We start from the raw sequence: 23335 nt of genomic DNA on the forward strand, positions 1-23335 counted from the left end.
TTGTTGATCAATGGACATCATTGATGTTGTGAGCAAAAGAGTGACAGGGATGGATAAATCAATCCAATGCAAATATCGTAGTCATTATTGCGTTTAACACATCAATAATCGAGCGACCTACTGAGCGATACCTGATGGAATATGAACTGCAAGATATTAGATCTTTCGTGAAAATCGCCGAACTTGGCAGTTTTCACGAGGCTGCAGAAGCATTGCACCTGTCCCAACCCGCCCTGAGCCGACGGATCAAGAAACTCGAGGAGGGGCTCGGTACATCGTTGCTCGAACGCACTACCCGCCGGGTCAGCCTGACGAGCGTGGGCCGGGATTTCCTGCCCAAGGCCAGGCGCCTGCTGGATGATTTCGAGGATTCGATCCTGAGCATCCGCGAACTGGCCGAGCGCCAGACCGGGCAAGTCACCCTCGCTTGCATTCCCACGGCAGCGTTCTACTTTCTGCCCTCGGTGATCCGCGACTACAACGCGCAGTACCCGAAAATCCGCATCCGCCTGCTGGACCTGAGTGCCAACGATGGGCTGGAAGCCGTACTGCGGGGAGAGGCCGATTTTGGCATCAACATGATGAGTGGCCAGCATCCGGACATTGAGTTCGTTTCGCTGGTCCAGGAGCATTTCGTGCTCGCCTGCCGCCGGGACCACCCGTTAGCCAAGCGCGACGCGGTTACCTGGGCCGAACTGGCCGACTACCGCTTGATCGGGGTCGGTCGCCTGAGCGGCAACCGCATGTTGCTCGATCATGCGCTGGCCGGCCTGAACCTGCGCCCTCAATGGTTCTACGAGGTCCAGCACCTGTCGACCTCGCTGGGCATGGTCGAGGCCGGGCTGGGGGTCTCGGCCATGCCTAGCCTGGCCATGCCCAGCGCCGACCATCCGACGTTGGTCAGCGTGCCGCTGGGCGAGCCGCAGGTCAGCCGCACGCTGGGCTTGGTGTTTCGTCGCGGCGCGTCACTGTCGCCGGCGGCCGAAAAGTTCGTATCGATCCTCTTGCAGCAATGGCCCAATCGCTGACCCCTGGGCCGATGGCATGCCGGACCCGCGCAAAGTTCATCAGCACCTGCGCCGCGGAGTGCTAACGTATGCGGCTATTGACCGCCCTTGAAATTCAGGGCGCTCTGTTCACTTGTCCCTGCGGAGTTTTCCTTGGCCTCGCCTGCGCATGAACGTTCGCTCGATGGGTTGAATTTTTTCCTGGCCGATGTCCGTGATGGGCTTGGGCCCTACCTGGCGATCTACCTGCTGGCGGTGCACCATTGGGAGCCCGGCAGCATCGGCCTGGTCATGACCTTGGCCAGCGTCACGGCATTGCTGACCCAGACGCCAGCTGGCGCGTTGATCGACAGGACCACGGCCAAGCGCGCAGTAATGGCCATCGCCGCGCTGCTGGTGACCGGCAGTTGCCTGGTGCTGCCCTGGATCAGCAGCGGCGCGTTGGTGACCTTGACCCAAGCCATCAGTGCGGTCGCAGGTTCCGTGTTCGCGCCGGCCATCGCTGCCATTTCACTGGGCCTGGCCGGGCCCCGGGCATTCACCCGGCGCATGGGCCGCAACGAAACCTTCAATCATGCCGGCAATGCCTGCTCGGCGGTGCTCGCCGGGGGGCTGGCCTACCTGTTCGGACCGGTGGCGGTGTTCTATCTGATGGCGGCGATGACCGTAGCCAGCCTGATCGCCATTAGCCGAGTGCCGGCGACAGCCATCGACCATGACCTCGCGCGTGGCCTTGACCCGCGGCCGCCGGGCCAGCATGCCCACCCCGCCGGCCTTGCCGTCCTGTTGCACAATCGCCCCTTGCTGCTGTTCGCCGTGTGCTGCGCGTTGTTCCATCTGGCCAACGCGGCAATGCTTCCGCTGGTGGGCCAGAAACTGGCTCAGGCCAACCTGCAGTTGGCCACGCCGCTGACCTCGGCGTGCATCGTCGCGGCGCAGCTGGTGATGGTGCCCATGGCGCTGCTGGCCGGCGCCAGGGCCGACCGCTGGGGACGCAAACCGCTGTTGCTCGTCGGTTTCCTGATCCTGCCGCTGCGTGGCGTGCTCTACGTGATGTCTGACAATCCGTTTTGGCTGGTGGCCGTGCAATTGCTCGATGGCGTCGGCGCCGGACTGTTCGGGGCATTGTTCCCGGTAGTGGTCAGGGACCTCACCCAAGGCAGCGGGCGCTTCAATATCAGCCTTGGCGCATTGTCCACGGCCTTCGGCCTGGGCGCGGCGCTAAGTCCCGGTGTCGCGGGGCTGGTGGTACAGTCCGCAGGCTACGACGCGGCATTCCTGACATTGGCGGGCATTGCGACTGCAGCGTTGCTTCTGCTTTGGCTGGCCATGCCGGAGACCCGCCGACCTGCCAGCGATGCCAACGCCGAGCAAGCCCCTCCCCTTCACTCCCCTTCCGAGAACTGAGTCCTCACATGCCTGTCGCTGAGTCATCCCTGATCATCTGGTCGGTTGCGGCCGCGGCCACCGCCCTGGTCATCCTTCGGCCGGGACGCGTGCCCGAATATGTCTGGGCGATGGGCGCCGCCTTAGGGCTGACGGCCTGCGGCCTGATCCCATGGCGCCTGGCCTTGGCGGCAATCGCCGAAGGAGGCGATGTCTACCTGTTCCTCACCGGCATGATGGTGCTGGCCGAGCTGGCTCGCCAGGAAGGCTTGTTCGACTGGCTGGCCAGGTACGCGGTGCAGCATGCCAGGGGCTCGGGCCAACGCCTGTTCGACCTGGTATTCCTGGTCGGTACACTGGTCACCGTGTTCCTCTCCAATGACGCCACCGCCGTGGTGTTGACGCCGGCCGTGTATGCGGCGTGCAAGGCGGCCAAAGCCGAGCCGCTGCCCTACCTGTTCATCTGCGCCTTCATCGCCAATGCCGCCAGCTTCGTGCTGCCGATCTCCAACCCGGCCAACCTGGTGGTCTTCGGCAGCCAGATGCCACCGCTGCTGGAATGGCTGCGCCAGTTCACCCTGCCCTCGCTGGGCGCCATCGCCATGACCTACCTGGTGCTGCGCCTGACCATGCGCAAGCGCATCCGTCAGCCACTGGCCGTGGCCATCGAGATGCGCCCCTTGTCGGCCGGCGCCCGGCTTTGCGCGCTGGGCCTGATGTTCACCGGCACCCTGCTGTTGACGGTATCGGCACTGGACGTGCCGCTGGGTCTGCCGACCTTTTGCGCAGGCATGGCCACGGTCGGGCTGATCCACCTGCGCCAACGGCGCAGCCCGGCGCCGTTGCTGCGCCATGTGGCCTGGGGCGTGCTGCCGCTGGTGGCGGGCCTGTTCGTGCTGGTGGAGGCGGTGGCCCATACCGGCGTGATCGAACGGCTCGCGCATATGCTGGCGGCCCTGGCGCAGCAGTCCCCGGGCACGGCGAGCTGGGCTGCGGGCGTGATCTCGGCCATGGCCGGCAACCTGATGAACAACCTGCCCACCGGCCTGATCGCCGGCTCCATCGGCCAGCTGGTCGAGCTGCCCCGGCAGACCACCGCCGCCTTGCTTATCGGCGTCGACCTGGGGCCGAACCTGTCGATCACAGGCTCCCTGGCCACGCTGCTGTGGCTGGTGGCGATCCGCCGCGAGGGCGAGCATGTCGGCGCATTGAGTTTCTTGCGTCTGGGCGTGCTGGTAATGCCCCCGGCACTGGTGGCGGCACTGTTGCTGCTGGCGGTCTGAGCCCGGCCTTCAGAACACCACCGAGCGCCGCTGCTCCGCTGTCGCCACCACCCTGCCGCGCTTGAGCACCATCAGCCGCGCGGGCAGGTCGAGGATCACGTCGCTGATACGGTGGGTGTCCATCAGCACCAGGTCCGCGTCGTTGCCCACCGCCAAGCCATGGCTCTGCAACCCCAGGGCCTTGGCCGGGTTGCTGGTGAGCATCGGCAGCACCGTGGCCTGGTCGTCCGCCCCACCCAGGTGGCAGGCGGGGATGGCCAGCTGCGCGATGTGCAGCAGGTCGCCGGTGCCGTAGGGGGTGAAGGCATTGCGGATGTTGTTGGTGGCCAGGCACACGTTCACCCCGCCATCGCGCAACGCCCGCACCGGGGTCAGGGTGCGCCGCACGTTGTGTCTATCGCCACGGGCGCCCAGGTGCAGGTCGGTGGCGGGCAGGCACATCACGCTGATGCCGGCTTCGCGCAGCAGCGCGATGATGCGCGCCTGGCGCTCTGGCTCCACGGCCGCCAGGCTGGTCAGGTGGCCGACGCTGACGCGCCCTTGGTAGCCCGTGGCGAGGGTCCGGCGGGCCACGTATTCGATGGTCATGTGCTCGGCGTCGTCGGCGAAGTCCTGATGCAGGTCGATGTCCTTGCCATAGCGCTGGGCCAGGTCGAAGACGAAATCGATGTGCTCCAGGGGCGAGACGTCGTTGTAGGGAATGCCACCGACCACATCGACGCCCCTCTCCATCGCCTCGACCATCATCGCTTTCATGCCGGGTAGTTTCAGGATGCCTTCCTGGGGAAACGCCACAACCTGGATATCGATGACATCACGCAAGGTCTCGCGCAGCTCCAGGACCACGTCCAGGCCGGTGAAACCCTGGGCCGGATCGAACTCGGCGTGGGCACGCACATGGGTGGTGCCGGCCTGCACCAGGGCGCGCAACACCTGTACAGAGCGTTCGCGAATGTCATCACGGGTCAGGGTGGGCTTGAGCGCCGCAGTGACGGCGATCGCTTCGGCCAAGGTGCCGGAGCGGTTGGCCTTGCGCTGCATGACATTGGCTTTTTCCAGGTGCAGGTGGGCTTCGACGAAGCCGGGGACCAGGACATTGCCGTTGCCCTGGATTTCCTGGCTTGCCGTTGCAGTGATCGCTTGGGCGATGTGAGTAATCTTGCCGTTGTGCACGGCGACATCCATCAAGGGTTTTGCATCGTCGATGCGGACATTTCTGAAGATCAGGTCCATGCCGTCGCTCCTGTCGGGGATCAATAGCGCGCGTGGAAATGGCTCGGGCGTCGTGCGGCGCCCGAGCCATTTCCCTAGGGGCGAATCAGAACGGCTTGGTCGGCAGGTACTTGCCATCCAGGGTGATCACCGCGCGGGAGCCACCTTCCGGATCGTCGACCTTCTTCACGTCCAGCTTGAAGTTGATGGCGCTGATGATGCCGTCGCCGAACTTCTCGTGGACCAGTGCCTTGAGGGTGGTGCCGTACACCTGCAGCATCTCGTAGAAGCGGTAGATGGTCGGGTCGGTCGGCACGCCGCCTTGGATGCTGCCGCGCAGTGGCACGGTCTGCAGCAGGGCGATGCCATCGGCGTCAAGGCCGAGCTTGTCGCCCACCACCTGGGCAGCGCTGGCCGGCAGCGGGTGCTGGCCCAGCAGCGCGGCAGTGACGAAGGCTTCGGAGAGGCCGGTGCCGTCGGTGATCTGGGCGAACGACAGGTCCTTGCGGGCCTTGGCCAGGAGGATGACTTCGCTCAGGGCAAGGCGGGCGTTCTGGCTGATTTGCGACTGGATCATGGTGTGTCTCCTTGGGTTTGAAAGGGGTTCAGGCAACGTGCCTGGAAGGGTGGGAAACGGCGTTGACGTCGGGGTTCTGCGCCAGGGCGACGAACTGGCCGGTGCGTCCGTCGAAGGCGTCGATGCGGCCGCTTTCGATGTCGTAGATCCAGCCATGCAGGCGCACGCGGCCCTCTTCCAGGGCCAGACGCACCGAGGGGTGGGTCTGGATATTGGCCAACTGGGCGATCACGTTCTCGCGCACCATGGCCTCGACCTTGGCCTGCGGGCTGTGGTGCTGGCGCGCCTCGTTGACCACCCGGGCGGAGTCGGCGTAGCGCAGCCAGCCGGCCACTGCAGGCATGTGCTCCAGGCACTTGCAGGTGGCGATGGCGGTCATGGCGCCGCAGTCGGAGTGGCCGCAGATGACGATGTCGGCTACCTGCAGGGCGGCGACGGCATATTCGACCGAGGCCGACACGCCGCCAGGCTCAGGGCCGTAGGACGGCACGATGTTGCCGGCGTTGCGGATGACGAACAGGTCGCCTGGCTCGCGCTGGGTGACCAGCTCGGGCACCAGGCGGCTGTCGGAGCAGGAGATGAACAGCGCCCGGGGGCTTTGCTGGGTGGCCAGGTCCTTGAACAGCTTGACCCGTTCGGGGAAGGCGTCACGCTGGAACTTCAGAAAACCGTCGATGATGTCTTTCATGGCTGTTTGCCTCAATGTCGCGGTGTGTTGAGGCAAAGGTTACGCAGCGCCTTACATAAGGTAAAAGTCTCATTTATGATGAAGCACATCAGATTATCTTATGAGAAAAGCATGCTTGCCCGGCACATCCAGTATTTCCTCGCAGTGGCTCAACATCACAGTTTTACCCGCGCCGCGGCGGCGCTGCATGTCTCCCAGCCGGCGCTGTCACAACAGGTCAGGCAACTGGAGGAAAGCCTTGGCGCGCAGTTATTCGACCGTTCCGGGCGCAGCACGCGGCTGACCGATGCCGGGGAGGTCTACCTGCGCTATGCCAAGCGGGCGGAACAGGAGCTGCTTGAGGCCAGGCGCGCCATCCATGACGTGGGCGACCTCAGCCGAGGATCGCTGCGGGTGGCGGTGACGCCGACCTTCACCACCTACCTGATCGGCCCGCTGGTCGAGGCCTTCCATGCGCGTTATCCAAACATCACCCTGAACCTACGAGAGATCGCCCAGGAGCGCATGGAGGAGTTGTTGCAGGCCGATGAGCTGGATGTCGGCATCGCCTTCGATGAGGTCCACAACCAGGACATCGACAGCCGCCCGCTGTTGGTGGAAACCCTGGCGCTGGTGGTCGGCCGCGCGCATCCGCTGGCCACTACCCGCAGTATTGGCCCACACGCGCTCAACGACGAGTCGCTGATCTTGCTCAGCGCCGAGTTCGCCACGCGCGAGCAGATCGAGCGCTATTGCCGCCAGCACGGTATCCGCCCACGGGTGCGGATGGAGGCCAACGCGATTGGCGCAGTGATCGAAGTGGTGCGCCGCACGACACTGTCGACCCTGCTGCCCGCCAACCTCGCCCTGGCCCATGATGACCTGACCGCCATTGCCCTGGACCCACTGCGCCTGCAGCGCACCGCAGTCTTGATGCAGCGCAGGGGCGCCTACCAGAGCGCGGCGGCGCGGGCTTTCAGCGAAGTGGCGACGTCAGTGGCGGCACGCCTGGAAACAGGCGACAGCGCAGCCGGTATTCAGCTCAGCTGAGCGATCAACACCGCATTGGTGTAGATCAGGCTGCCATCGCTGGCCCGATGCCCGACCAGGTGGAACTGGCCACGCTCGTCGTCGCTCAGGTAGACGCGCAGGCGGCAGTCCGACAGCGGGCCGTAGCCCTCGGGCAGCACCAGGTTCAGGCTGTCCATGTCGACATCCACCATCGCCTCGGACTCGTGGCTCTGTTGCAGGTGTTCCTCGGCCTGCTCCAACTTGCGATGGTTCACGCCCTGGATGTCGAAGTGGATATCACCCACCGGGGTGGACCTGCGATCACCCTCACCTTTGAACCAGCCTTCGATCGTCAGCGTACTCATTGGCGATTCCTCATGCTGTGGAGCATTTTCGATCACTGCTGATGGGGTTGACCTTGGCGTGGTTGAGAACGTTCCAATCGTTCGCCCGGCCACTCAGACGCCTTGCGCCAAGGCCGCCTCCATTGCCCTGGCCTGCCCCCGCAGCGCCTGGCAGAACGGCTCCAGCACCGAAGATGCGGGCCGCAGCTCGGGCCGGATCAGCATCACCTGGTACGGCACCGACAGGCCCAATCGGCGGATCGCCAGCCCAGTTTGCCCGGCCTCCAGCCCGCTCAGTGGATTGATGATCGCTACACCCAGCCCCTGGCGGACCATGGCGCACACCGAGGCGGCGCTGGTGGTCTCGATGATCGTGCGGCGGTTCACTGCGGCCTCGCGAAAATGCCGGTCGAGTTGCTGCCGGTAGCTGTCCAGGCTGGCCAGGTTGATGAAATCGACCTCGTGGAAGTCCTGCAGCTGGAGTAACGGCTTGGCCAGCAGGGGGTGCTGCGCGGGCAGCACGCAGACCATGTCGGCACTGAACAACAGTTCGCCGACCGCGCCCCGCGGTACCTGCGCGGTCTCGGTGAGGCCAAGGTCGTGCTGTTGGGCAACCAGCGACTCCTCAAGCAACGGCGACTCCTGGGCGGTGATACTCAGGCTGACCCCGGGATGGTGCTGGTGAAACGCCTTGCAGGCCTTCGGCAGCAGGGTTTGCGAGAACAGCGGCAGGCAGGTGATGGCCAGCCGGCCTTGTTCGAAGTTGCGGATGGCCTGGGCGAAGCGGTCGATGCGCTCCAGGCCGACAAAGGCCCGCTCGACCTCCTTGATCAACAGCAAAGCTTGGGCGCTGGGCACCAGGCGCCCGCCCTCGCGGTCGAACAGGTTCAGCCCGGTGACCTGCTCCATGCGCGCCAGTTCGCGGCTCACCGTGGGCTGCGAAGTGAACAGCAGGCGCGCAGCCCCGGTGACGCTGCCGGCAGCCATGATGGCGCGGAATACCTCGATATGGCGGATGGAGAGTTTCATGGTTGCTCGGTGGTAAAGAGAGTAAGCGTGTCAGCAACTTGGTTGCTTGAGCTGATATCAGATATGAATATCTAGCAGAAAAAAATCTATTTTTCTGAATTTATAAAATCCCCCACTATCGGCGCATCCAAAACAAGGAACGCCACCATGACCACTACCCTCCTGGCCGAAGCAGTCCGCCAGCATGGCTCGCCGCTGTGGGCCTACAACGCCCAGACCATCCACCAGCGCATCGACCAGCTCAAGCAGCACTTCGACACCGTGCGCTTCGCGCAGAAGGCCAACCCCAACCTGCACGTGCTGCGCCTGATCCGTGAACGCGGCCTGGTGCTCGACGCGGTATCCCTGGGGGAAATGGAGCGCGCTTTTGCCGCCGGCGCATCGGTGGGCGGCGACCCCGCCGGCGTGGTGCTGACTTGCGACGTGCTGGACCAACCGACCCTGGCGCGGGTGGTGCAGACCGGTATCGAGGTCAATGCCGGCTCTATCGACATGCTCCGCCAGCTCGGCGAGCGCTCCCCCGGCCACCGGGTGTGGCTACGCATCAACCCCGGCTTCGGCCATGGCCATAGTCGCAAAACCAATACCGGCGGCGAGAACAGCAAGCACGGCATCTGGCACGAACAACTGCCCGATGCGCTGGCTTGCGTGAAACAACACGGCCTGCACCTGGTGGGCGTGCACATGCACATCGGCTCGGGGGTGGACTACCAGCACCTGGAGCAAGTGGCCAGCGCGATGGTCGAGCTGATCGGCCGGCTGGGCATGGATATCGAAGCTTTCTCCATCGGGGGCGGCCTGTCCACCCCCTACCGCGACGGCGACCAACCAGTGGACCTGCAGCGCTACGCCCGAACCTGGGCGGTGGCCCGCTCGGAGATCGAGACGATGCTCGGTCACCCGGTACGCATGGAGATCGAGCCTGGGCGCTTCGTGGTCGCCGAAGCTGGCTGCCTGGTGACCGAGGTGCGCGCGGTCAAGCAGATGGGTGAGCGCCACTACATCCTGGTCGATGCCGGCTTCAACGACCTGATGCGCGCGGCCATGTACGGGGCCTACCACCGCATGAGCCTGTTCGACGCAGTGGGCCGGCCCGTGAGCCGCCCATTGCAGCCAACCGTCGTAGCCGGGCCGCTGTGCGAGTCGGGGGATGTGTTCACCCAGAACGACGAGGAGTTGACCCCCCACGACTTGCCCCAGGCCAAGGTCGGTGACCTGCTGGTAATTCACGATGCAGGGGCTTATGGCGCATCCATGTCGTCGAACTACAACAGCCGACCGTTGTTGCCAGAGTTCCTGCTCGATCAGGGTCAACTGCGCATGATTCGCCGGAGACAGAGGGTTGAGGAATTGATGCAGCTCGAGCAGTTCGACTAGCCGGTAGGGGCTAGTGATTGTCGGTGGCGGATCGGCAGAAGGCGATCCGCCGTCGAAACCATGTCAAAATGGTGGCTCGAAAGCAGATGTGAGATACTTGATCCGAACTCTCCGCGTTTTGTTGCAGAAGGCCAATCAGGATACGCCAGAAGGCGCAAGGAGCGCGTTTCCAACCCCACGGCGACGCCGCTTCACCAAATCGCATGCCTTCAGCATCCGGATGCGCCACATGCCTACACGGCCACGCCCCAAGCTCACCTTGCGCACGCTGCTGCTGGCGTTCGCGCTGATCTGTGCTGTCGCAACCCTGGCCAATACTTTCTGGGTGATGTTCACCACCCAGAGATCCGAGCTGGCGGAAAACGCCCTGCAGACCAACCAGGCTTACGCTGCCCGGATCGCAACCAGTGTGGAGGAAGTGCTGAGTTCCGAACTGGATCGCCTGGGGTTTGCATCCACACTCATCGGCCATGCCTTCGCAGACCGAACTGCTCTGCACGACGAGGCACACCGCCTGCTGAACCAGGACCACAGCTTCAATTCGGTACTGATAGCCAACGCACAAGGAAAGATCATCGCTTCGGCCCCCAGCAGCCTGCAACTGGACGGAAAGGCGCTGCAACGTCGTTCCCCTCTGACCAGACGAGAACCGATGATCAGCGACGCATTCAAGTCCCTGGCAGGCAATCTGGTCGTGTTCGTCTCCCACCCTGTTTTCAGCCCCGACGGCGAATACCTCGGGCTTGTCGGCGGAAGCATCCGCCTGGAACAGAAAAACACGTTGCAAGCGCTCATGGACCTGAACATCCGCGAGGATGGCGCGCATGTCTACCTGGTCGATAGCCATCGACAAGTGCTTTACCACCCGGACCCGCGGCGCATCGGGACGACCCTGGCCGCTGACCCTATCGTCGATGCCGCGCTGCAGCAAGACCACGGTTCGCTGCGGGCGAAGGACGGCAGTGGCAACGAAATGCTCGCGGGTTATGCCAGTATCCCCAGCAGTCGTTGGAGCGTGATTTCACAGCGGCCTCTATCGAACATTGAGGCAACGCTGAAGGCGACGACGATCAAAGTTGCCAAAGGCATCGTCCCCCTCGGTCTGTTCGGACTGCTGTTGATCTGGTGGCTGGGCGTGAAGATTTCCGTCCCTCTCTCCCGACTGGCGGAGAACGCCAAGCGCCTGGATGCACCTGAAAGCTACGAACGGATCCTCGCGGTTCCTGCGGACTACGTTGAAAGCTGGCAGATCCGCCGCGCGCTGCTCCTGGGAGCGGCCCTGCTGCAGGAGAAGATTGGGCGGCTCAACCAGCAGGCACATAGCGACCCGCTGACCGGACTGGCGAATCGCCGGGCCATGGAGGAAACCATGGCGCTTTGGCAGCAATCCCTGAAAACCTTCGCTGCGATCGCCGTGGACATCGACCATTTCAAGCGCGTCAACGACACCTATGGCCATGGCGCCGGGGATGAAACCCTCCGCGCCGTCGCCCGGTTGATGAGACAGGTATCGCGCCCGGACGACATGGTATGCCGTGTGGGCGGCGAGGAGTTCCTGCTGCTCTTGCCCAATGGTTCGATTGCGACCGGCGCAGAGGTCGCCGAACGGCTCCGAGCAGTGATCGAGGCGGCGCAATTCGATACTGTCGGGCATATCACGATCTCGCTGGGGGTGGCCATGTGGAAAGCGGGCGAACCGATGTCAGCCGCGTTGGAACGATCGGACCGGATGCTCTATCAAGCCAAGGCCCAGGGACGTAATCGGGTAGTAACGGAACCCGCGCTAACGGGCGTTACATAACGATGACGCCAGCGCCGGGCCTGGTCACGGGTCGGTCGGCGCGACCAACCGGTACCCCACGCCCGCCTCGGTGATGATGAACCGCGGCGCCGTAGGGTCGTCACCCAATTTCTGCCGCAGGTGCCCTACCACGATACGCAGGTAGTGGGTGTCGTCCACATGGGTCGGCCCCCAGATGTCCTTGAGCAGTTGCTGCTGGGTGATGACCCTCCCGGGATGCCCGGCCAGCTGCGCCAGCAGCGCGTATTCCTTGCGCGTCAAGGCTATCTCCAGGCCGTCCAGCGTGACCTTGCGAAAAGCGAAGTCCACCGTCAGCGGCCCGAAGCCCGCCGCAGCGGCCACGCTGCCAAGCTGAGGCGCCTGGCGCAGCAAAGCCCGCACCCGGGCGAGGAATTCCTGGATACCGAACGGCTTGGTCACGTAGTCGTTGGCCCCACCGTCGAGCGCATCGACCTTCTGCACTTCGCTGGCACGCACCGACAGCACCATCACAGGCACCGTGCTCCATTCACGCAGCTCGCGCAGCACTTGCTGACCGTCCATGTCCGGCAAGCCGAGGTCGAGCACCACCAGGTCGGGCTTGTTCAAGGCGGCCTGGGCCAAGCCGTCGCTGCCCGTGCCGGCCTCGATCACCTTGTAGCCCTGGGACGCCAGGCTGATGCGCAGGAACTTGCGGATCTGCGGCTCGTCGTCGATGACCAGCAAGGTGGCGGCTTGGCTCATGGGGCTTCACTTTCGGTAACGGGTTGGGTCGGCAGCGGCAAGCATAGAGTGATGCAGGTGCCGTGGCCATCGATGCCGTCATCGACCAGGATGCGGCCGCCATGGGCACCGATCATGCCCTGGCAGATCGCCAGGCCCAGGCCGGTGCCCTGCCCGCCCCGATCGCCGCGGGCGGCGGTGTAGAACATGTCGAAGATCTTTTCGCGCTCGTCCTGGGGGATGCCGGGGCCCTCGTCGGCGACTGCGAGGCACAGCTGTTCGTCGTGCACCGAGACCTGCAGTTGCAGCCGACCGTTGGCCGGGGAAAAGCGTGCAGCGTTTTCCAGCACATTGATCAGCGCCTGCTCGATCAGCGCCGCGTGCACGAACAGCAGCGGCAGCTCGGGCGGGACTTCGGTGTGCACGCGCAGGGGCGCCAGCACCACGCGCAAGCGGTTGAGGGCGCTGCCGACGATATCAGCCGGGGCTACCCAGTCGCGGGCCAGCTTGAGCGTGCCGTGGCCCAGGCGGGTCATGTCCAGCAGATTCTGGATGTAGCGATCCAGGCGCTCGGCTTCGTTGCGGGTACCTTCCAGCAGCTCGCGGCGGTCGTCCGGGGGGATGGCGTCACCCAGCGCCAGCAGGCTGTCGATGCTGCCGCGCATCGACGTCAGCGGCGTGCGCAGGTCATGGGAGACCGAGGCGAGCAAGGCGCTGCGCAGTTGCTCGGTTTCACCGTGCAGGCGGGCGGCTTCCAGTTGCTCGCCCAGGCGGGCACGGGCCAGGGCCTGGGCCAGGGGCTGCGCCAGGGCCATCAACAACCGACGGCGCGGATCACTCAGTGGTTCGCCGTCGCGTGGGCGAATGCCGAGCAGGGCCAGGGGCTGTTCCTCCACGGCCAGCGGCCACCACCACCAACGACCGTGGGGCAAGGTGTCACTGCCAAAGCCCGCGGCCTGGCCATGTTGCCAGGCCCATTCGGCCGCGGCGCGTTCATTGTCGGTGAAGGCTGGCGAGCCACCACTGGCCACTTGCAACAGGCCGTCGGCGCTGCGTTCGAGCAGACACACCTGCACGCCCTGCCAACCATCCATATGCTGGCCGGCAGCGCTGAACACCGCCTGGCGGTCGGTGGCCACAGTCAGGCGGCGCGACAGGTCGAGCAACTGGCGGGTCTCTGCCTGGGTCTCGCGCAGCGCCTGCAACTGGCGGCGCTGGCGCGCGGCGAGGTTGCCGGTAAGCGCGGCCATCAGCAGGAAGAACACCAGGGTCAGCACGTCCTCTTCGCGCTGGATGGCGAAGGAGAAGTTCGGCGGGATGAACAGGAAGTCGTAGGTGAGGAACGACAGCGCCGCGCACGCCAGCGCCGGCCCCAGGCTGCTGCGTACCGCCACCAGCAGCACGGCGGCAAGAAACACCAGGGAAATGTTGGGCAGCGCCAGCACGCTCGACACGGCCCAGGCCAGGCCTGCGGCCAGCAGCGTGGCAACCAGCGCCAGCACATAATGGCGCCATACCCATACGCGCTTTGCTGCCGTGCGCGCCGCTGGCGGCTGGGCATCGCGGTCGAGTACGTTGATCTCCAGGCCGTGACTCTCACGCAGCAGGCGCGCCGCCACGCCGGCGCCGACCAGGCGCCGACGCAACAGGTCACGGGACTGGCCCACCAGCACCAGGCTGGCGCGGCGCTCGGCGGCGTGCTGGATCAGCGTGCGCGCCACTTCGCCGGCGCGCAACAGCACCACTTCGCCGCCAAGGCGCTCGGCCAGTTGCTGGGCGGCCTGCAAGCGATGGCGGGCCGTTTCGTCGCGCAAGCGCCCGTTATCGACATGGACCACGCTCCATGGCAGATGGCGACGCTGGGCGACGCGGCAGGCATGGCGCACCAGGCGTTCGGCCTGCTCGTCGCCATCGATGCCCACCAGCAGCCGCCCGCGCAGGGCCGGGGCTTCCTGGCCGCGCTGGCGGTAGCCGCTGGCCAGGTCCGCGTCCACCTGGGCGGCGGCGGTCTGCATGGCCAGCTCGCGCAGGGCAGTGAGGTTGGTCTGGGAGAAATAGGCCTCGATGGCCGCCCGTGCCTGTTCGGGCACGTAGACCTTGCCCTCGCGCAAGCGCTCGAGCAGCTCGCGCGGCGGCAGGTCGATCAGCACCAGTTCGAAGGCTTCCTGCAGCACCCAGTCGGGCAATGTCTCGCGCACCTGCACGCCGGTGATGTCGCGGACCTTGTCGTTGAGGCTTTCCAGGTGCTGGACGTTGACCGTGGTGTATACGTCGATGCCGGCGGCGAGCAGTTCCTGCACGTCCTGCCAGCGCTTGGCGTGGCGGCTGCCGGGGGCGTTGGTGTGCGCCAGCTCATCGACCAGCACCAGCGCAGGCGCGGCCTTGAGCAAGCCGTCGAGGTCCATTTCCTCGAGCATCACGCCGCGATATTCGCGGCGCAGCAGGGGTTGTTGGGTCAGCCCGCCGAGCAGGGCTTCGGTCTCGGCGCGGCCGTGGGTCTCGACCACTCCGGCCACCACTTGCAAGCCCTGGCGCTGCTGGGCGTGCGCGGCCTGGAGCATGGCAAAGGTCTTGCCGACCCCGGGCGCGGCGCCGAGGAACACCTTGAGCCTGCCGCGACCTTCGCGGGGCAGGCCGGCCAGCAGCGCATCGGCGCGAGTGGGGTTGCTCATGCTTCATCCTTCAAAATGTCACGAATGAGGGCCTGCGGCGATGGGCCGCAAAGCGGCCTCGGCTTCAGTGGCTCGGAGCAAGACGCTCAAGCGCCTGGTTCAACGCCAGCACATTGACCACCGGCGGCCCGACCAATGGGCGCAGGGTGGCGTCATTCACCAGCACTTGCAAGCGCTCCTCCGAGACCTGCCGCGCCGCCGCCACGCGCGGCAGCTGGTAAGCGATGGCCTCGGGCGGCAGGTGCGGGTCCAGCCCGCTGCCGGAGGTGGTCAACAGCGCCTGGGGCACTGGCCCCTGCTGCGCCTGGTACTGCTGGGAGGCGTCAGTCCTGACCCGATCGGCCAGCGCCGGGTTGCTCGGCGCCAGGTTGCTCGCGCCACTGGCCACGGTGGCATAGGCGCCCGCCGAAGGGCGCGACTGGAACCAGCCATCGCCCTTGAATTCCTGGGCGATCAGCGCCGAGCCGCGCACCTGACCACGGTCATCGCGCACCAGGCTACCGTTGGCCTGCTCAGGGAAGGCGACCTGGGCGATGCCGGTCACCGCCAGGGGATACAGCGCGCCGGTGACCACGGTCATCAGCAGGACCAGGCTCAGGGCCGGGCGTACATAAGCGGTCATGTCAGTGTCTCCTCAGACCAGGTGCAGCGCAGTAAGCAGCATGTCGATCAGCTTGATCCCGGCGAACGGCACGACAATGCCGCCCAGGCCGTAGACCAGCAGGTTGCGCCGCAGCAAATGGGCGGCGCTGGCGGCCTGCACCCGCACACCGCGCAACGCCAGGGGGATCAGCACGATGATGATCAGCGCGTTGAACACGATGGCCGAGAGGATCGCGCTCTGCGGGCTGGCCAGGTGCATCAGGTTGAGCACGCCCAACTGCGGGTAGATGGCGGCGAACAGCGCCGGCAGGATGGCGAAGTACTTGGCCACGTCGTTGGCGATGGAGAAGGTGGTCAGCGCGCCGCGAGTGACCAGCAGCTCCTTGCCCACCTGCACCACGTCCAGCAGCTTGGTCGGGTCGCTGTCGAGATCGACCATGTTGGCGGCCTCGCGTGCAGCCTGGGTGCCGTCGTTCATCGCCATGCCCACGTCAGCTTGGGCCAGAGCCGGCGCGTCGTTGGCGCCGTCGCCGCACATGGCCACCAGGCGCCCGTCGTTCTGCTCCTGGCGAATACGCGCCAGCTTCTTCTCCGGGGTAGCCTCGGCGAGTACGTCGTCGACGCCCGCCTCGGCGGCGATGGCGGCGGCGGTCAGCGGGTTGTCGCCGGTGACCATCACGGTGCGGATGCCGAGCTTGCGCAGCTCGGCGAAGCGCTCGCGGATACCGGGCTTGACCACATCCTTGAGGTGGATCACGCCGAGCAGGTGCTTGTCGACGCATACCAGCAGCGGGGTACCGCCGCTCTGGGCGATGCGCTCCACTTCACGGGCCAGGGCGGCGGGCAGCTCCAGGCGTTGCAGGCCGCAGAAGGCCAGCACCGCGTCGACGGCGCCCTTGCGGTAGCGGCGCTGCTGGAAATCGATGCCCGACAGGCGCGTCTCGGCGCTGAAGGCGATGGCTTCGTACTGATTGCTTGCAGGTTCCGCGAAGTCGTGCAACTGGCGCAGGTACTCGACGATCGACTTGCCCTCGGCAGTGTCGTCGGCCAGCGAGGCGAGCAAGGCGCCCTCCCCCAGCTCCTTGGCGGTCACCCCGGAGGCTGCGTGCAGGGCGCTGCAGCGACGGTTGCCGAAGGTGATGGTGCCGGTCTTGTCGAGCATCAGCGTGTGCACGTCGCCTGCCGCTTCCACGGCGCGGCCAGAGCGGGCGATCACGTTCAGGCGCACCAGGCGGTCCATGCCGGCGATGCCGATGGCCGACAACAGGCCGCCGATGGTGGTGGGGATCAGCGTCACCAGCAGCGCGGCGAGGAAGATCAGCGGCAGCTCGCCGCCGGCGAAGCGGGCGAACGGCTGCAGGGTCACCACCACGATCAGGAAGATCAGGGTCAGGCCGATCAGCAGGATGTCGAGGGCGATCTCGTTGGGGGTCTTCTGCCGCTTGGCGCCTTCGACCAAGGCGATCATGCGGTCCAGGGTCGACTCGCCGGGGTTGCTGGTGATGCGGATCAGCAGCCAGTCGGAGACCAGGCGAGTGTTGCCGGTAACGGCCGAACGGTCACCGCCGGACTCGCGGATCACCGGCGCGGACTCGCCGGTGATGGCCGCCTCGTTGACCGCGGCGATGCCTTCGAGCACCTCGCCGTCGCCGGGGATCAGCTCACCGGCCACCACGCGCACCACGTCGTCCTTGCGCAACTGGGTGGCGGCGACGGTCTCGAACGTACCGTCGCTCTTGCGACGCTTGGCGGCCAGGCCCTGGCTGCCAGCCTTGAGGCTGTCGGCGCGGGCCTTGCCACGGCCTTCGGCAAGGGCTTCGGCGAAGTTGGCGAACAGCACGGTGAACCATAGCCACACGGTGATCTGCACGGCCACTGAAGTGCTCACGCCACTTTCAGGGGCAAAGCAAAGCACCGTGGTCAGCATGGCAGTGAGGGCCACCACCAGCATCACCGGGGCGCGCCTGAGCTGGCGCGGGTCGAGCTTGACGAAGGCCTGCACCAGCGCCGGGCGCCACAGGGCGGCGAAACGGGTCTGGTCCTTGGCGCTATGACGCGCCTTCACTTCGGGAATGGGCATGTTCATGGTGTGTTCCTCAGAAACCCAGGCTCAGGTGTTCGGCAATCGGCCCCAGGGCCAGGGTCGGCAGGAAGGTCAGGCCACCTACCAGCAGGATGGTCACCAGCAGCAGCGTGGTGAACAGCGGGCCGTGGGTGGGGAAGCTGTTCAGGCCTTGTGGCGCGCTCTTCTTGGCCGCCAGGCTACCGGCCAGGGCCAGCACCGGCAGGATGTAGCCGAAGCGGCCGATCAGCATGGCCAGGCCGATCATCACGTTGTGGAACGGGGTGTTGGCACCGAAGCCGGCGAACGCTGAGCCATTGTTGGCGGTACCGGAGGTGTAGGCGTACAACAGTTGGCTGAAGCCGTGGGCGCCGGGGTTGGTTACCGCGCTGGCAGGTCCGGACAGGCTGGCGGCGATGGCGCCGAGCACCAGCACGCCCACCGGCATCACCAGCAGGGTCGCCACCAGCAGTTGCACTTCACGGGCCTGCAGCTTCTTGCCCAGGTATTCCGGGGTGCGGCCGATCATCAGGCCGGCCAGGAACACGGCGATCAACACGAACAGCAGCATGCCGTAGAGGCCGGCGCCGACGCCGCCGAAGATCACCTCGCCAAGCATCATGTTGACCATCGCCACCATGCCGGTCAGTGGGTTGAGGCTGTCGTGCATGGCGTTGACCGAACCGTTGGAGGCTGAGGTGGTGGTCACCGTCCACAGCACCGAACCGGTGGTGCCAAAGCGGCTTTCCTTGCCTTCCAGCGGCGCGCCTTGTTGCACCTGGGCGCTTTCCAGGGCCGGGTTGGGCTGGTGTTCCGACCACAGCGCGGTGCTGCCACCGATCAGGAACAGCGCCAGCATGCAGGCGATGATCGCGCGGCTCTGGCGCAGGTCCTTCACATAGTGGCCAAAGGTGAATACCAGGGCCACCGGGATCAGGATGATCGAGGCCACTTCGAACAGGTTGCTCCAGGCCGTGGGGTTCTCGAACGGGTGCGCCGAGTTGACGCCGAAGAAGCCACCGCCGTTGGTGCCCAACTGCTTGATGGCGATCTGGCTGGCGGCCGGGCCCAGCGGGATGGTCTGGTCGGTGCCTTGCAGGGTCAGGGCGTGGACGTAGTCGGCAAAGGTCTGCGGCACGCCTTGCCAGACCAGCAGCAGCGCCAGCACCAGGCACAGCGGCAGCAGGCCGTAGAGGGTGGCGCGGGTCAGGTCGACCCAGAAGTTGCCCAGGGTGTTGGCAGACCGGCGGGCAATACCCCGGCACAGGGCGACCAGCACAGCCAGGCCGGTGGCGGCACTGACGAAGTTCTGCACGGTCAGGCCGATCATTTGCGTCAGGTAGCTGACCGAGGCTTCACCGCTGTAGGCTTGCCAGTTGGTGTTGGTCATGAAGCTGACCGCAGTGTTGAACGCCAGCGACCACTCCTGGCCCGGCAGGTGCTGCGGGTTCAGTGGCAGCGAGCCTTGCAGCAGCAGCACGGCGAACAACAGCAGGAAGCCCGCAAGGTTGAACGCCAGCAGCGCCAGGGTGTACTGCTTCCAGCCCTGCTCCTGTTCGGCATCTACCCCGGCCAAGCGGTAGCACCCCCGCTCCACCGGTCCAAGGAGGGGAGACAGCCAGGTACGCTGGCCTTCCATCACCTTGTAGTAGAAGCGTCCGAGCCAGGGCGCCGGCAACAGCACGATGGCGAAGAACGCCAGCAGCAGCAGGTAATCGTAACTGTGCATGGTCGCCCCTTAGCCGCGATCGGCGCGCAGCAGCGCCACCAGCAGGTAAACCGCCAACGCCACCGCCAGAAGCAGTGACAGCCCGTCGAGCATGTACATGTGCAATCTCCCCTAGTTGCGGCGTGAAGGCCGCTTTGGGGAAATTGTCCGAGGGAGGGGCGTAAAGGGGCGAGATGGGGGGTGGGGTCAAGGCATAAAGAAAGCGTAAAGATCGCTGATAGATCGCGGGGCAAGCCCGCGATGGAGATCAGCGCTGCGGTGTGTGCTGCGCGGTATTGCGGCTCCAGTCCAGCAGCAGGCTGTACCCCACCGCCAGCAAGGTCGGCCCGATGAACAGCCCGATGAAGCCGAACGCGATCAGGCCGCCGAACACGCCGAGCAGCACGATGACCAGCGGCAGGTTACCGCCGCGGCTGATCAGGTACGGCTTGAGCACGTTGTCCACGCCGCTGATGATGAAGGTGCCCCAGACGCCCAGGAATACCGCCATGCCGTAGTCGCCCTTCCACACCAGCCAGGCGGTGGCCGGTATCCAGGCCAGCGGCGGACCCATGGGGATCAGGCTGAGCATGAAGGTCACCAGGCCCAGCACGATGGCCCCCGGCACGCCGGCGATCAGGAAGCCGATCAGTGCCAGCAGCGCCTGGGCGGCAGCGGTGCCGATCACGCCGTTGACCACCCGCTGCACGGTGCCGGCGACCAGGTCGACGTAGTACTCGGCGCGCTCGCCCACCAGCCGTTGCAGCAAGCGGTGCACGAACGCCGCCAGGCGTGGCCCGTCGCGGTAGAAGAAGAACACGAACACCAGGCTCAGGGTCAGCTCCAGCACCCCGCCGCCGATCTGCGCGCTGCGGGCCAGCAACCAGTTGCCGACCTGCCCCAGGTACGGCTTGGCCGAGGCCAACAAGGCCGCGCCCTGCTGGTCAAAGGACTCCCACCAGCCGACCAGGCGCTCGCCCACGAACGGAATCCCGGCCACCCAGGCGGGCGCGTCCGGCAGGCCATCAACCTGCACATCACGAATGAACGCGGTGGCATCACGCACATGGTCGGCCAGGTTGAAACCCAGCCACACCAGGGGCAAGGCCACCAGCAGGATCCACACCGTAGTCAGCAGGCTCGCGGCGAGGGTTTCGCGGCCGCCCAGCACACGGGTCAGCAAGCGCATCAGCGGCCAGCTGGCAAAGGCCAGGATGGCGCCCCACAGCAGCGCCGAGATGAATGGCGCCATCACCCACAGCGCGGCACCCAGCAGGGTGAGCAGCAGGATCTGGATCAACAGGCGGTCATTGTTGGCCATGGTGGCGCTCACTCAACGGATCAGTTCCAGGTGCAGGCCTTCGGTCGGGGCGTCGCCTACCTCGAGCCGGGCACTGCGCACGCCGGCCTTGACCAGTTGCTCGCGCCAGGCTTCGGCGCCCTTGCCACTAAGGCTGGCGCGCAGGGTGCTGTCCAGGTTAAGGCTGCGGGCCAGCAGCGTCGACCAGGCGGCCTGGGGCTCGGCGAGGTCAGGATAGTCGAGCTTGCCGGTGTCGCGCAGTTCGCGCAGCACCGTGGCGGCGGTGGGCAGCAGCTCGCCCAACGGACTGCCGGCGACGAACTCCTCGACATGCAGGTAAGCGCGGCGGTTGCCGCGGGTAACGCTGTACAGCGCCACCAGGGTGTCGGCTTCTTCGGCGGAGCGGCGCAACAGGATGAATGCCTGCTGCTCGTCACCGCCATTGAGGCGGGCGTTGGCGAACACGTCGTTGGCCCACAGGCTGGCCTCGCCGCAGTCGCGGCCCTGGCACCAGAACAACGGATAGCCACCGTCCTGCTGCAATGCCTCGCGGGCGCTGGTGAAGGCTTCGCGGGCGCTGCGCTCGACCGGCAGTTCGTAAGTCACCGAACTGACCTGGCCACGGCTCTCGACCTTGTCCTCGACCCGTAGCCGGCCACTGATCTTGCGCAGCGGGCCCATGGGGTAGACGCGTTCCTGCTCCACTGCCGGGCGTTGGTCGACCACCTTGGCGTCTGCGGGTACCGGCAGGCTGCCAGCCCAGAGGAGCGGGCTGGCGATGGCGAGGCACGCGGCGATGGCGCCGCGAACGAAAACAGGTGCGCTCATCGACCGCCCTCGCAGGTGGCGGGGCAAGGTGCGTGGATGTCTGGCATGTACATGGTTGTCTCCCTTTCAACCCGCCAAGCCTCGACACTTGTCCGGTGCAAGTCAAGGAATGCCAAAGAAGCGATTGAAACAGTCTGCGACAAGGGCCGCGCCCTCGGCGTCGTTCAGGTGCAGATGGTGCCCGCCCGGCAGGGTCACCTGCTCGAAGGGTAGCTGCTCCAGCAATTCCGTGTGGCGCGCCAGCATGCCGTCGGCAGCCACCACCAGACAGGCCGGGCAGGCGATGCGCTTGACGAAGGCCATGGCCTGGTCCTGGTTCAGCCGGGTGGGCGAAGGCAAGGTGAGGCGGCTGTCGCTGCGCCAGCTGTAGCCGCCGGGCACCGGCATCAGGCCGCGTTGGGCCAGTAACTCGGCGGCTTCGCGGCTCACCGCGACCATGCCCTTCATGCGCGCCTCGACGCCCTCCTCCAGGGTCGGGTACACCGACTTGCGCTTGCTCTCCAGGCGCAGCTGCGCCTGCAAGGCCAGCCCCAGGCGCTCGGCAGCGTCCTGTTCGCTGAGCGTCGGCGGGATCACGCCGTCGATCAGCGCCAGGTGGCTGACCCGCTCGGGCAAGGCGCCGGCCAGTTGCACCGAGATGATCGCGCCGAGCGAATGACCGAGCAGGCCGAAGCGTTCCCAGCCCAGTTGCTCGGCAACCCGCAGCACGTCGTGGGCGTAGTCGGCCAGGGCGTAGCCGGCACCGACCGGGCGATGCTCGGAGTAACCATGCCCGGCCAGGTCCAGGGCGACGATGCGTAGCCCTTTCAGCTGCGGCGCCAGACGGGCGAAGCTGTTGGCGTTGTCCAGCCAGCCATGCAGGGCGATCACCGGCAGGCCGTCGGCCGGACCGAACAGGTGCGCGGCCAGTTCGATGTGGCCCAGCGTCAGGCGGATCTCCTCGACCTGGGCGCTCATGCCTGGCTCCAGCGGTCGAACAGGCCCTTGATCAGGCTGGCGGTGTCGGTGGGCCGCTCCAGGGGGAACATGTGCCCACCCGGCAGGCTGTGGTACTCGCCTTTGGCCATGCCGCGCACGGCCAGGGCGTGGTGTTTGCGGATCACCCGGCTCTGGGCCCCGCGCACCATCGCCAGCGGCACCTGCAACTGACGTGGCCGGGCCGGGCTGACATGCGGAATGCTGCGGTAGATGCTGATTTCGGTAGCGGGGTCGAAGCGCAGGCGCAAACCGTCCTCGCCTTGCTCCAGGCCATGCTCCAGGTACGCCTCCAGGCACTCCGGATCGAAGTGGCGGAACAGGGTCTTGCCGGTAAAGTAACGGCGCGCACTGTCTCGGTCGGGAAAGGCCTCGCGCCGGCCCAGGGTACGCCCGGCCGGAGTGATGCGGTCGATGAAACCCAGACGCTTGGCGGCCTGGATCAGCCATTCGTCGGCGCGGGTCAGCACCGGCGAATCGAGCATCACCACCCCGCGGTAGAACTCCGGCCGACGCAGCGCCGCATGCAGGTGCAGCACACCGCCCAGGGAGTGACCGACACCCCAGACCGGTGCGTCCTGCCGCTCCAGGTGATGCAGCAGTTCGTCCACCAGGTTCTGCCAGTTGTCGTTGACCGGAAAGCGCGGATCGTGGGCGTGCTGTTCCAGGTGATGCACCTGGTAGTCCGGCGCCAGCGCGGCGAACAGCTTGCCGTAGGTGGCCGAAGGGAAGCCATTGGCGTGGGCGAAGAAGATCTGCTGCGACATGGCCGCCTGCTCTGCACGGGGGAT

21 protein-coding genes are annotated in these 23335 nt (G+C 66.0%); 6 read left to right on the forward strand and 15 right to left on the reverse strand.

What is annotated here, in order from left to right; all coding sequences use genetic code 11:
- Positions 1-134: 134 nt before the first annotated feature.
- The 3 genes from OH705_RS20640 (at position 135) to OH705_RS20650 (ending at position 3676) form a co-directional block, all read left to right on the forward strand.
- The gene (locus OH705_RS20640; protein ID WP_023629245.1) at positions 135-1028 is read left to right on the forward strand and encodes a LysR family transcriptional regulator; all 894 of its coding nucleotides are present in this window, start codon (positions 135-137) and stop codon (positions 1026-1028) included.
- 132 nt (positions 1029-1160) lie between these two features.
- Positions 1161-2414, forward strand: coding sequence for an MFS transporter (locus tag OH705_RS20645; RefSeq protein ID WP_094012065.1), 1254 nt, complete (start codon positions 1161-1163; stop codon positions 2412-2414).
- Positions 2415-2422: 8 nt separating this feature from the next.
- A complete protein-coding gene (locus tag OH705_RS20650) occupies positions 2423-3676 on the forward strand; it encodes an arsenic transporter (protein WP_110605447.1) in 1254 nt (417 codons plus the stop codon).
- Positions 3677-3685: 9 nt separating this feature from the next.
- Here the strand turns inward: OH705_RS20650 and OH705_RS20655 are convergent, their stop codons facing one another.
- The 3 genes from OH705_RS20655 to OH705_RS20665 all read right to left on the reverse strand — a co-directional run bounded on the left by OH705_RS20655 (position 3686) and on the right by OH705_RS20665 (position 6153).
- Positions 3686-4909 carry an amidohydrolase family protein gene (locus OH705_RS20655; protein WP_267302867.1) on the reverse strand — a complete coding sequence of 408 codons (1224 nt, stop codon included), beginning with the start codon at positions 4907-4909 and terminating at the stop codon, positions 3686-3688.
- 85 nt (positions 4910-4994) lie between these two features.
- Positions 4995-5465: a cyanase gene (gene cynS / locus OH705_RS20660; RefSeq protein ID WP_038706489.1), complete on the reverse strand. Its 471-nt coding sequence runs from the start codon at positions 5463-5465 to the stop codon at positions 4995-4997.
- A 28-nt stretch (positions 5466-5493) separates the two neighbouring features.
- On the reverse strand, positions 5494-6153 hold the full coding sequence (locus OH705_RS20665) for a carbonic anhydrase (protein WP_023630237.1): 660 nt from the start codon (positions 6151-6153) through the stop codon (positions 5494-5496).
- A 111-nt stretch (positions 6154-6264) separates the two neighbouring features.
- On the opposite strand from OH705_RS20665, the gene cynR reads away from it, so the two are divergent.
- Positions 6265-7182, forward strand: coding sequence for a transcriptional regulator CynR (gene cynR / locus OH705_RS20670; protein ID WP_267302868.1), 918 nt, complete (start codon positions 6265-6267; stop codon positions 7180-7182).
- On the opposite strand, the gene OH705_RS20675 is transcribed toward cynR, so the two are convergent.
- Both OH705_RS20675 and OH705_RS20680 read right to left on the reverse strand, forming a co-directional pair.
- A complete protein-coding gene (locus OH705_RS20675; RefSeq protein WP_023630235.1) occupies positions 7170-7508 on the reverse strand; it encodes a hypothetical protein in 339 nt (112 codons plus the stop codon). The genes cynR and OH705_RS20675 overlap by 13 nt on opposite strands.
- A gap of 93 nt (positions 7509-7601) precedes the next feature.
- Positions 7602-8516, reverse strand: a complete 915-nt coding sequence (locus tag OH705_RS20680) for a LysR family transcriptional regulator (RefSeq protein ID WP_023630234.1) — start codon at positions 8514-8516, stop codon at positions 7602-7604.
- Positions 8517-8663: 147 nt separating this feature from the next.
- On the opposite strand from OH705_RS20680, the gene lysA reads away from it, so the two are divergent.
- Together lysA and OH705_RS20690 are read left to right on the forward strand one after the other, a co-directional pair.
- Complete coding sequence (gene lysA, locus OH705_RS20685) at positions 8664-9893, forward strand: diaminopimelate decarboxylase (RefSeq protein WP_267302869.1); 1230 nt, start codon at positions 8664-8666, stop codon at positions 9891-9893.
- 97 nt (positions 9894-9990) lie between these two features.
- A complete protein-coding gene (locus OH705_RS20690; RefSeq protein ID WP_232888258.1) occupies positions 9991-11694 on the forward strand; it encodes a diguanylate cyclase in 1704 nt (567 codons plus the stop codon).
- A 24-nt stretch (positions 11695-11718) separates the two neighbouring features.
- Here the strand turns inward: OH705_RS20690 and OH705_RS20695 are convergent, their stop codons facing one another.
- The 10 genes from OH705_RS20695 to OH705_RS20740 all read right to left on the reverse strand — a co-directional run bounded on the left by OH705_RS20695 (position 11719) and on the right by OH705_RS20740 (position 23311).
- A complete protein-coding gene (locus OH705_RS20695; protein WP_094012058.1) occupies positions 11719-12417 on the reverse strand; it encodes a response regulator in 699 nt (232 codons plus the stop codon).
- Positions 12414-15068, reverse strand: a complete 2655-nt coding sequence (locus OH705_RS20700) for a sensor histidine kinase (RefSeq protein ID WP_038706491.1) — start codon at positions 15066-15068, stop codon at positions 12414-12416. The genes OH705_RS20695 and OH705_RS20700 overlap by 4 nt, the downstream gene beginning before the upstream one ends.
- A 64-nt stretch (positions 15069-15132) precedes the next feature.
- A complete protein-coding gene (gene kdpC, locus OH705_RS20705) occupies positions 15133-15690 on the reverse strand; it encodes a potassium-transporting ATPase subunit KdpC (protein WP_267302870.1) in 558 nt (185 codons plus the stop codon).
- Positions 15691-15702: 12 nt separating this feature from the next.
- On the reverse strand, positions 15703-17757 hold the full coding sequence (gene kdpB / locus OH705_RS20710) for a potassium-transporting ATPase subunit KdpB (RefSeq protein ID WP_094012056.1): 2055 nt from the start codon (positions 17755-17757) through the stop codon (positions 15703-15705).
- A gap of 10 nt (positions 17758-17767) precedes the next feature.
- Positions 17768-19462, reverse strand: coding sequence for a potassium-transporting ATPase subunit KdpA (gene kdpA, locus OH705_RS20715; RefSeq protein ID WP_267302871.1), 1695 nt, complete (start codon positions 19460-19462; stop codon positions 17768-17770).
- Positions 19463-19471: 9 nt separating this feature from the next.
- On the reverse strand, positions 19472-19561 hold the full coding sequence (gene kdpF, locus OH705_RS20720; RefSeq protein WP_011534724.1) for a K(+)-transporting ATPase subunit F: 90 nt from the start codon (positions 19559-19561) through the stop codon (positions 19472-19474).
- 148 nt (positions 19562-19709) lie between these two features.
- A complete protein-coding gene (locus OH705_RS20725; RefSeq protein WP_038707582.1) occupies positions 19710-20762 on the reverse strand; it encodes an AI-2E family transporter in 1053 nt (350 codons plus the stop codon).
- Between the two features lie 12 nt (positions 20763-20774).
- Positions 20775-21569: a DUF4892 domain-containing protein gene (locus OH705_RS20730; RefSeq protein WP_038706495.1), complete on the reverse strand. Its 795-nt coding sequence runs from the start codon at positions 21567-21569 to the stop codon at positions 20775-20777.
- A 102-nt stretch (positions 21570-21671) separates the two neighbouring features.
- On the reverse strand, positions 21672-22526 hold the full coding sequence (locus tag OH705_RS20735) for an alpha/beta hydrolase (protein WP_110605729.1): 855 nt from the start codon (positions 22524-22526) through the stop codon (positions 21672-21674).
- Positions 22523-23311 carry an alpha/beta fold hydrolase gene (locus tag OH705_RS20740; protein ID WP_023632131.1) on the reverse strand — a complete coding sequence of 263 codons (789 nt, stop codon included), beginning with the start codon at positions 23309-23311 and terminating at the stop codon, positions 22523-22525. Before OH705_RS20740 ends, OH705_RS20735 begins: the two co-directional genes overlap by 4 nt.
- Positions 23312-23335 lie beyond the last annotated feature (24 nt).

This window comes from Pseudomonas sp. BJa3, from assembly GCF_026343815.1.
GTDB classification, from domain to species: domain Bacteria; phylum Pseudomonadota; class Gammaproteobacteria; order Pseudomonadales; family Pseudomonadaceae; genus Aquipseudomonas; species Aquipseudomonas soli.

Excerpts from the sequence above, each read along its gene's own strand:
- kdpB (WP_094012056.1), bottom strand. The coding sequence starts at position 17,757 with ATGAACATGCCCATTCCCGAAGTGAAGGCGCGTCATAGCGCCAAGGAC.
- OH705_RS20735 (WP_110605729.1), bottom strand. The coding sequence starts at position 22,526 with ATGAGCGCCCAGGTCGAGGAGATCCGCCTGACGCTGGGCCACATCGAA.
- kdpC (WP_267302870.1), bottom strand. The coding sequence starts at position 15,690 with ATGACCGCTTATGTACGCCCGGCCCTGAGCCTGGTCCTGCTGATGACC.
- OH705_RS20740 (WP_023632131.1), bottom strand. The coding sequence starts at position 23,311 with ATGTCGCAGCAGATCTTCTTCGCCCACGCCAATGGCTTCCCTTCGGCC.
- OH705_RS20680 (WP_023630234.1), bottom strand. The coding sequence starts at position 8,516 with ATGAAACTCTCCATCCGCCATATCGAGGTATTCCGCGCCATCATGGCT.
- kdpF (WP_011534724.1), bottom strand. The coding sequence starts at position 19,561 with ATGTACATGCTCGACGGGCTGTCACTGCTTCTGGCGGTGGCGTTGGCG.
- cynS (WP_038706489.1), bottom strand. The coding sequence starts at position 5,465 with ATGATCCAGTCGCAAATCAGCCAGAACGCCCGCCTTGCCCTGAGCGAA.
- OH705_RS20665 (WP_023630237.1), bottom strand. The coding sequence starts at position 6,153 with ATGAAAGACATCATCGACGGTTTTCTGAAGTTCCAGCGTGACGCCTTC.
- OH705_RS20650 (WP_110605447.1), top strand. The coding sequence starts at position 2,423 with ATGCCTGTCGCTGAGTCATCCCTGATCATCTGGTCGGTTGCGGCCGCG.
- OH705_RS20655 (WP_267302867.1), bottom strand. The coding sequence starts at position 4,909 with ATGGACCTGATCTTCAGAAATGTCCGCATCGACGATGCAAAACCCTTG.
- OH705_RS20730 (WP_038706495.1), bottom strand. The coding sequence starts at position 21,569 with ATGAGCGCACCTGTTTTCGTTCGCGGCGCCATCGCCGCGTGCCTCGCC.
- OH705_RS20725 (WP_038707582.1), bottom strand. The coding sequence starts at position 20,762 with ATGGCCAACAATGACCGCCTGTTGATCCAGATCCTGCTGCTCACCCTG.
- cynR (WP_267302868.1), top strand. The coding sequence starts at position 6,265 with ATGCTTGCCCGGCACATCCAGTATTTCCTCGCAGTGGCTCAACATCAC.
- OH705_RS20640 (WP_023629245.1), top strand. The coding sequence starts at position 135 with ATGGAATATGAACTGCAAGATATTAGATCTTTCGTGAAAATCGCCGAA.
- kdpA (WP_267302871.1), bottom strand. The coding sequence starts at position 19,462 with ATGCACAGTTACGATTACCTGCTGCTGCTGGCGTTCTTCGCCATCGTG.
- lysA (WP_267302869.1), top strand. The coding sequence starts at position 8,664 with ATGACCACTACCCTCCTGGCCGAAGCAGTCCGCCAGCATGGCTCGCCG.
- OH705_RS20700 (WP_038706491.1), bottom strand. The coding sequence starts at position 15,068 with ATGAGCAACCCCACTCGCGCCGATGCGCTGCTGGCCGGCCTGCCCCGC.
- OH705_RS20695 (WP_094012058.1), bottom strand. The coding sequence starts at position 12,417 with ATGAGCCAAGCCGCCACCTTGCTGGTCATCGACGACGAGCCGCAGATC.
- OH705_RS20675 (WP_023630235.1), bottom strand. The coding sequence starts at position 7,508 with ATGAGTACGCTGACGATCGAAGGCTGGTTCAAAGGTGAGGGTGATCGC.